General features: G+C 69.9%; 8 protein-coding genes and 1 pseudogene. 2 read left to right on the plus strand and 7 right to left on the minus strand.

The features are described 5' to 3' along the window. Positions 1–626 (plus strand): annotated as a pseudogene (locus tag HMPREF3121_RS12955) (pyridine nucleotide-disulfide oxidoreductase); the annotation flags it as partial. A gap of 44 nt (positions 627–670) precedes the next feature. Here the strand turns inward: HMPREF3121_RS12955 and HMPREF3121_RS11180 are convergent. The 7 genes from HMPREF3121_RS11180 to HMPREF3121_RS11205 all read right to left on the minus strand — a co-directional run bounded on the left by HMPREF3121_RS11180 (position 671) and on the right by HMPREF3121_RS11205 (position 7,238). Continuing rightward, complete coding sequence (locus HMPREF3121_RS11180) at positions 671–1,393, minus strand: sirohydrochlorin chelatase (protein WP_070523507.1); 723 nt, start codon at positions 1,391–1,393, stop codon at positions 671–673. Next, positions 1,390–2,616, minus strand: a complete 1,227-nt coding sequence (locus HMPREF3121_RS11185) for a sulfate adenylyltransferase subunit 1 (protein ID WP_070523509.1) — start codon at positions 2,614–2,616, stop codon at positions 1,390–1,392. Before HMPREF3121_RS11185 ends, HMPREF3121_RS11180 begins: the two co-directional genes overlap by 4 nt. Continuing rightward, positions 2,616–3,539: a sulfate adenylyltransferase subunit CysD gene (gene cysD, locus HMPREF3121_RS11190; protein ID WP_070523589.1), complete on the minus strand. Its 924-nt coding sequence runs from the start codon at positions 3,537–3,539 to the stop codon at positions 2,616–2,618. Before cysD ends, HMPREF3121_RS11185 begins: the two co-directional genes overlap by 1 nt. A 26-nt stretch (positions 3,540–3,565) precedes the next feature. Beyond that, on the minus strand, positions 3,566–4,273 hold the full coding sequence (locus tag HMPREF3121_RS11195; protein WP_070523512.1) for a phosphoadenylyl-sulfate reductase: 708 nt from the start codon (positions 4,271–4,273) through the stop codon (positions 3,566–3,568). Further along, positions 4,270–4,470, minus strand: coding sequence for a hypothetical protein (locus tag HMPREF3121_RS12255; protein WP_083291696.1), 201 nt, complete (start codon positions 4,468–4,470; stop codon positions 4,270–4,272). The genes HMPREF3121_RS11195 and HMPREF3121_RS12255 overlap by 4 nt, the downstream gene beginning before the upstream one ends. Beyond that, positions 4,467–6,143: a nitrite/sulfite reductase gene (locus HMPREF3121_RS11200; RefSeq protein ID WP_070523514.1), complete on the minus strand. Its 1,677-nt coding sequence runs from the start codon at positions 6,141–6,143 to the stop codon at positions 4,467–4,469. Before HMPREF3121_RS11200 ends, HMPREF3121_RS12255 begins: the two co-directional genes overlap by 4 nt. A 159-nt stretch (positions 6,144–6,302) precedes the next feature. Next, positions 6,303–7,238 (minus strand): sulfite exporter TauE/SafE family protein, encoded by a 936-nt coding sequence (locus HMPREF3121_RS11205; protein ID WP_083291697.1) that lies wholly within the window; start codon positions 7,236–7,238, stop codon positions 6,303–6,305. Positions 7,239–7,337: 99 nt separating this feature from the next. Here HMPREF3121_RS11205 and HMPREF3121_RS12960 point away from each other — a divergent pair. Further along, positions 7,338–8,098 (plus strand): FAD-dependent oxidoreductase (locus HMPREF3121_RS12960; RefSeq protein ID WP_246816140.1); only part of this gene is annotated, 761 nt, incomplete at its 3' end.

The raw sequence follows: 8,098 nt of genomic DNA on the forward strand, positions 1-8,098 counted from the left end.
TCATCGAGAACTACGCCATCCGCGAGCCGAAGAACGCCCCGCACAAGCTGTACATCCACTTCTTCGAGTCGCCGGTGGAGATCCTCGGCGAGGACGGCAAGGTGTCGGGCATCCGCACCGAGCGCATGGAGCTCGACGGCAAGGGCGGCGTCCGCGGCACGGGCGAGTTCACCGATTGGCCGGTCGGCGCCGTCTACCGCGCGGTGGGCTACCGCTCGGACGCGCTGCCGGGCATTCCGTTCGACGATCGCAAGGCCGTCATCCCCAACGACGGCGGCCGCGTGCTGGAGGGCACCGACGAGGGTGCCGAGCACATCACGGGCCTGTATACGACGGGCTGGATCAAGCGTGGCCCGGTCGGCCTGATCGGCAACACCAAGGGCGACGCCAACGAGACCGTCGCGAACCTGCTGGAGGACTTCGACGCCGGCAACGTCTTCACCCCGTCGAAGCCGGGCGAGGACGAGGCGCTGGCGTTCCTGGAGGCCAAGGGCCTGCCGTACGTGACCTGGGACGGCTGGTACTCCCTGGACGCCGCCGAGCGGAAGCTGGGCGAGGCCGAGGGCCGCGAGCGCAAGAAGATCGTCGAGTGGGACGACATGGTGGAGGCCTCCCGCGGCGAGTAGCCGCCCGGCGTTCCCCGGTCCTCCCCGATCGCCCGCGTCCGCGCTTATGCGTGGGCGCGGGCGGGCGCCTTTTCCAGCCACCGCGCGACCACGACGTCGGCGAGCAGCTCCCCCAACGGTTCGCCGCAGGTGACGCCGGGCAGGCCGGCGGCGCGGTCGACGACCCGGTCCCACAGCAGCCCGGGGGCGGTGAACAGGGGCAGGATGACGGTGCCCCGGCTTTTGCGCGTGACGACGAGCCCGTCGACCGCCGATGCCGCCGAGGGCTGCCCGGAGCCGACGGAAAACGCCGCCCGCACGGTGCCGGGGAGCATGCCGTCGAGGTCGGCGGCGACGCGGTGGACGGCGTCGTTGGCGGCCTGATCGCCGGAACCGACCGCGACGAGGAGCACATCGTCGCGGGGGTCGGCGGCGGTGGCCAGGAACGACCGGACGACCGCCTTCTTCACCCCGGCGCCGAGACCGATGCCGTCGCGGACGTCGAGGCGCACGCCGCTGGCCTCCTGCGCCGCCGCGGCCTGCGCGGGCAAGTCGACGGTGCGGTGGAACGCCTCGGTGAACAGCAGCGGCACGATCACGGCGTCGCGGATGCCGCGGGCGGCGAACTCGTCGCACAGCGCACCCAGCGACGGATCGATGAGCTCGAGCCACGCCACCCGCACCTCCTCGGCGGCCACCCGGCCCCGGATGGCCCCGGCCAACGCGTTCAGGCACGGCTCGGTGCCCGGGTGCCGGGAACCGTGGGCGACGAGAATGAGCGCGGTCACCGCACCAGACCCGCCGTGAGAGTGTCGCCGGTGCCCGGCTCGACCAGCAGGAACGCACCCACGCGGCCGCCGACGCGGTAGCGCTCCACCGGCAGGGGCTGCGCCACCTCGACGGTGACCTCGGCGACGTCGTTGGCCGACAGCGAATCGGCCACGCCCGTCGGCTCACCGGTCTCGATGTCGATGAGCGCATCCACCGAGGCGATGCGGCCGCGGACCAGCGCCGCACCGTAACGCACCTCGACGACGCGGCCCACGGCCAGCGGGGCGTCGGCCAGCTGCACGGCGACGGCGGAGAACCGGCGGACGTCCTCCGGGCGCTCGCCCCCGGAGATGAGGTCGCCGCGGGCCAGGTCGAACTCGGCGTCGAGGCTCAGCGCGATGGACTGTCCCTCCGTCGCCGATTCGACGTCCTCGCCGGCGACGGTCAGGCGGCTGACGCCGGCGGTGCGCCCGCCGGGCAGCCCGACCGTGTCGCCCACGGCCACCGACCCGGCGGCGACGCGTCCGGCGTAGCCGCGGTACTCGGTGGCGGCGTCACGGATGACGTAGTCGATGGGCAGGCGGAAATCTCCGGCCTGCCCCTGACCGGTGTCCAGGTCCTCGAGGATCTCCAGCACGCTCGGCCCGCCGTACCAGGGGGTGTGCTTCGAACGGTCGACGATGTTGTCGCCCACGAGAGCCGACACGGGCACCACGCGGACGTCGTCAAGCGACAACCGCTCGGCCAGCGCGCGGACGTCGGCCTCGATGGCCCGGAAGGCCTCCTCGGAGTAATCCAACAGGTCGATCTTGTTCACCGCCACGATGACGTGCCGCACGCCCAGCAGCGACGCGACGGTGGCGTGGCGCTTGGTCTGCTTCACGACGCCGTTGCGGGCGTCGACCAGCACCACGACCGCATCCGCCGTGGACATGCCGGTCACGGTGTTGCGGGTGTACTGCTCGTGGCCCGGGCAGTCCGCGAGGATGAAGGAGCGTGCGTCGGTGGCGAAGTAGCGGTATGCCACGTCGATGGTGATGCCCTGCTCGCGCTCGGCGCGCAGACCGTCGACCAGCAGCGACAGGTCCGGGGCGCCCTGGCCGCGGGCGGCGGAGGTGGCGGCGACGGCCTCGTACTGGTCGGCGAGGATGTTCTTCGTGTCGTGCAGCAGCCGGCCGACGAACGTGGACTTTCCGTCGTCGACGGAGCCGGCGGTGCACAGGCGCAGTGCGGTGGTCATCAGAAGTAGCCTTCCTTCTTGCGGTCCTCCATCGAGGATTCGGACAGTTTGTCGTCGGCGCGGGTCGCACCGCGCTCGGTCAGCGTCGACGCGGCGATCTCGGCGCGGATGTCGGACAGCTCCGTCGCCGTGGACTCCACCGCACCGGTGCAGCTCATGTCGCCGACCGTGCGGTAGCGGACGGTGCGGACCTCGACGGTCTCGCCGTCGCGGGGGCCGCCCCACTCGCCCGGCGCGAGCCACATGCCGCCCCGGTTGAACACCTCGCGCTCGTGGGCGAAGTAAATCGACGGCAGCTCGATGCCGCGGGCCTCGATGTAGGCCCACACGTCGGCCTCGGTCCAGTTGGAGATGGGGAACACGCGCACGTTCTCGCCCGCGGCGTGGCGGCCGTTGTACAGGCCCCACAGTTCCGGGCGCTGGCGGCGCGGGTCCCAGCCGCCGAAGGAGTCGCGCACCGAGAAGACGCGCTCCTTCGCGCGGGCCTTCTCCTCGTCGCGGCGGGCGCCGCCGAGGACGGCGTCGTAACGGCGCTCGGCGATGGTCTCCACCAGCGGCACGGTCTGCAGCGGGTTGCGGGTGCCGTCGGCGCGTTCGGTGAGTACCCCGGAGTCGATCCAGTCCTGGACCTTCGCCACCCGCAGGGTGATTCCCGGCTGGGCGGCGATCTTGTCGCGGAAGGCGATGACCTCGGGGAAGTTGTGGCCGGTGTCCACGTGCAGCAGCTCCAGCGGAATGCCCGCCGGCGCGAAGGCCCGCTTGGCCAGTTCGAGGACCAGAACCGAATCCTTGCCGCCGGAGAACAGCAGCGCGGGACGGTCAAACTGGCCGGCGGCCTGTCGGATGATGTCGATGGATTCCGCCTCCAGTTCGGCGAGGCGCGGGTCGAGGGCCGTGGTGGTCGTGGTGGTGGTCGTGGTCATGGTGTTGTCCTTCGTCTGGGTCCGGGTCACGTGTGCAGTCCGCATTCGGTCTTCTCCGCCCCGGCCCAGCGGCCCGAGCGGGGGTCGGCGCCGGGAGCGACGCGCCCGGTGCAGGGGGCGCAGCCGATGGAGGGGAAACCGGCCTTGGTCAGGGGATGGATGATCAGGTCGTTGTCGGCGATGAACCGATCGACGTCCTCGTCGGTCCAGGCGGCCAGCGGGTTGAGCTTGATGCGGCCGGTCTTGTCGATCTCCAGCACCGGCGTCTTCGCCCGCGTCGGCGCGTCGACTCGCTTGAGGCCGGTGACCCAACCCTCGTACGGCAGCTTCATGCGGCCGAGCGGTTCGACCTTGCGCTGCAGGCAGCACGCGGTCACGTCGGTCCGGTACAGCTCCGGCACCGCGTCGTCGGCGGGGGTGACGGTGATCAGGCGGTTGTCGTACCGCTTGTCGACGTCCGCCGCCACCTGCAGGGTCTCCGGGAAGTGGTAGCCGGTGTCCAGGAAGATCAGGTCGGCGTCGGGGGCGTGGCGCGACGCCAGTTCCGCCAGCACCGTGTCCTGCATCGACATGGTCACCGCCAGCGGGGTGCGCAGGTGCTCGGCGCCCCATTCGAGGATTTCGCCGGCGGTGAGGCCCTCCAGCGAGGGGCCGTGGTCCAACGCCAGTTCCAGCAGGCGGCGCGCGGTGGCCGGGTCGGCGAGGACGTCCGTGTCCGGTGCGGTGGTGGTCATGCGACTCCCCTTTCGACGTGTCCGTGGAGTTTGACGGTGAACACCCGGCAGCATTCGCGGCATTGCCAGGCGTAATCGGTTTCGGCGTCGGGCCAGAGCTCTTCGCCTCCGCAGTACGGACAGTGCATCACCGCACCGCGGTTCGGGTTCGGGTGGGCGCTCCGGCCCGAGATGCCCAACTTCGCTTCGCCGCTCACTTCAGGTCCTCCTCCGCCGCGCGGGCGACCCAGTGGCGGAACTGCTCGCCCTCGGTGCGCTGCTCCTTGTAATTGACGATGACGCGCTCGATGTAGTCGCCGAGTTCCGCCGACGTGACCTTGTGGCCGCGCAGCTTGCGGCCGAAGTTCGCGTCGAGACCCAGCGCACCGCCCAGGTGCACCTGGAACCCCTCGACCCGATTGCCGTCCTCGTCGGTGACGATCTGCCCCTTCAGGCCGATGTCCGCGATCTGCGTGCGGGCGCACGCGTTCGGGCAACCATTGAGGGAAATCCCGATGGGCACGTCCAGATCACCGATGCGCTCCTCCAGCTCACCGACCAAATCGATCGCCCGGGTGCGGGTGGTCACCAGCGCCAACTTGCAGAACTCCAGGCCGGTGCACGAGATGATGCCCCGTCGGAAAGCGGACGGATTCGCCGACAACCCCAGCTCATCGAGCTCCGCGACGAAGGCATCCACCTGATCGCGCTCGACGTCGAGGAACACCAGCTCCTTCATCACCGTCGTGCGCACCCGGCCCACGCCGTACTTCTCCGCCAGATCCGCCAACTTCACCAGATCCGACCCCGGCACCCGGCCCACCGCCGGCTTGACGCCCACGTAGAACTTCCCGTCCTTCTGCTCGTGCACGCCGACATGGTCGCGATCACGCTCCCACGGCTCCGGGGCGGGGCCGTCGTCAAGCGAATAACCCAGGTAGTCGTCCTCCAGCACCTGACGGAACTTCTCGATGCCCCACTCGGCGACCAGGAACTTCAGACGCGCCCGCGTGCGCAGCCGGCGGTAACCGTAATCGCGGAAAATGCGCGCGACACCCGCCCACACCTCCGGCACCCGCTCCAGCGGCACCCACGCACCCAAACGCTGACCCAGCATCGGGTTCGTCGACAGGCCGCCGCCGACCCACACGTCGAAACCGGGCCCGAGCTCCGGGTGGTTCACGCCGACGAACGCGACGTCCTGCACCTCATGCGTGACGTCCAGGCGCGGGCTGCCCGACACCGCCGACTTGAACTTGCGCGGCAGATTGTTGAACTCGTCGGTGGACAGGTACTCGTCCTTGATGCGGCGAATCGCCGGAGTGCCGTCGATGATCTCGTCGGCCGCCACGCCCGCCACCGGGGAACCCAGGATGACGCGCGGCACGTCGCCGCACCCGAAGTGCGTGTCCAGGCCCACGGCCTCCAGACGATCCCAGATCTCCGGCATGTCCTCGATGCGGATCCAATGCAACTGCACGTTCTGCCGGTCGGAAAAATCCGCCGTATCGCGCGCGAAATCACGGGAAATCTCGCCGATCGCCCGCAGACCCGCCGTCGTCGTCTGGCCGCCGTCGAGGCGGATGCGCAGCATGAAGTACTTGTCCTGCAGCTCGGCGTTGGTCTTCACGCCCGTGTGCTCGCCGCCCAGATCCTGCTTGCGCTGGGTGTACAGGCCGATCCACTTGAAACGCGGAGCCAGGTCCTCCGCCGGGATCGAATCGAAGCCCTCCTTGGCGTAAATGTCGCGCACGCGCTGCTGGACCGCCAGGCCGGCGTCCTCCTGCTTGATGCGCTCGTCGTCGTTGAGCGGTTCGCGGCCGTCGATGAGCCACTGGCCCTGCGGCTTCTTCACCTTCGGGCGGCGGGTGGTTTTCGTTGCGGTGGTCATGGGTGAATTCCTCGTTGCCTAAATGAGTGCGGTGTTGTCGTGAGTGGAGTGTCTAAGTGGTGCGGCGCCGGAACATGACGCCGTCACATGGGGGCTGGATTTTCTAGACTGATCGGTCTTTTAGCGCTCGGGCGGTTCAGATTTTCAGGAGCCGGACAGTCACCGCCCGGCTCGTGCCGCACCGGTCTTCGCCGCCGCGTCTTCGTCCGCGCCGCCCTTTTCCTCGACCGGATCGAGCGTGACCCGGTGGCGCAGCCAGGGCAGCGTGTCGTGGCTGCGGGACCAGACGAGGATCACGGCGACGACCGCGACCCACCCGAGCAGCAGCGGCGTGACCGTGCCGAACAGGGTCCGCAAGTTCAGCAGCACCAGCACGCCGCCGATGACGATGCCCAGCGTCCGCGGATTGATGCGGCCGACGAGGAACGCCGCGATGGGCGCGGCGAGCACGCCGCCGACCAGAAGTCCCAGGATGGGCAGGGTGTGCTCGGCGAATTCCTCGCGCAGCAGCGGCAGGAAACCGAGCGTCGCGGCGACGGTGACCAGGAACTCCGCGGCGGAGACGGTGCCGATGATCTTGCGCGGCTGGTCCGCCCCGGCGCTGAGCATCGTCGACGTGGTCACCGGCCCCCAGCCACCGCCGCCGGTGGCGTCGAGCAGGCCGCCGGCCAGGCCCAACGGCCCCAGCTTGGACAGGCCCCACGACGCGGCGGCGACGTTGCGGCGCGGCGGCAGGAAAGCGAATCGAACGAGCACCCACAACCCCAGGGCCAGCAGGATCGTCGAGGTGACGGGCTTGGCGGCGTCTCCGTCGAGGCTGGACAGGAAGGTCGCTCCAAGGAACGCCCCGATCGCGCCCGGCACGCCGAGCCGCAGTGCGCGGCCCCAGTCGACGTTGCCGAATCGCCAGTGCGACGCGCCCGACGCCAGCGTCGTGCCGACCTCGACCACGTGCACGACCGCCGAGGCGGTGGCCGCGCCGGTGCCGGACAGGATGAACAGAGTCGTCGCCGTCACGCCGAAGGCCATGCCCAGCGTGCCGTCGACGAGCTGGGCTCCGAGGCCGATCAAGACGAACAGAACGATTCTTTCCATGGCCCGAACACTAGACAGGCCGGTCTGTTCGATGTCGGGTTCGTGTCACCGTGAATCGAACCCCGGGATTTTCCGCCGCAACCCGGATCATCGGGAGCCATGACCATTCCCAACATCGACTCCCGCCCGCTGCGCGTCGCCGTCATCGGCTCCGGCCCCGCCGGCATCTACGCCTCCGACGCCCTCCTGAAGTCGGGCCACCCCGTGTCCATCGACGTCATCGAGCGCCTGCCCGCCCCGTTCGGCCTCATCCGTTACGGCGTCGCCCCGGACCACCCGCGCATCAAGGGCATCATCAAGAGCCTGCACCGCGTCCTGGACAAGCCCGGCGTCCGGCTGCTGGGCAACGTCGACGTCGGCCGCGACGTCACCGTCGCCGAACTGGAGAAGCTTTACGACGCCATCGTGTTCGCCACCGGCGCCACCGGCGACCGCGACCTGAACATCCCGGGCGCCGACCTCGACGGCCATCACGGCGCCGGCGAGTTCGTCGGCTTCTACGACTCGCACCCCGAATTCGCCCGCTCGTGGGACCTCTCGGCCGAGTCCGTCGCCGTCGTCGGCGTGGGCAACGTCGGCCTGGACGTCGCCCGCATCCTGGCGAAGACCGCCGATGAGCTGCTGCCCACCGAAATCGCCGACAACGTCCACGACGGCCTGTCCGCCAACGCCGCCCGCACGATCCACGTCTTCGGCCGCCGCGGCCCCGCCCAGGCGAAGTTCACCCCGCTGGAGCTGAAGGAACTCGACCACTCCCCCACCATCGAGGTCGTCATCGACCCGGAGGACATCGACTACGACGCCGCCTCGGAGCAGTCCCGCCGCGACTCGAAGATCGTCGACCAGGTGTGCTCGATCAT

The sequence above is a fragment of the Corynebacterium sp. HMSC11E11 genome, from assembly GCF_001807025.1.
Lineage (GTDB): Bacteria > Actinomycetota > Actinomycetes > Mycobacteriales > Mycobacteriaceae > Corynebacterium > Corynebacterium freneyi.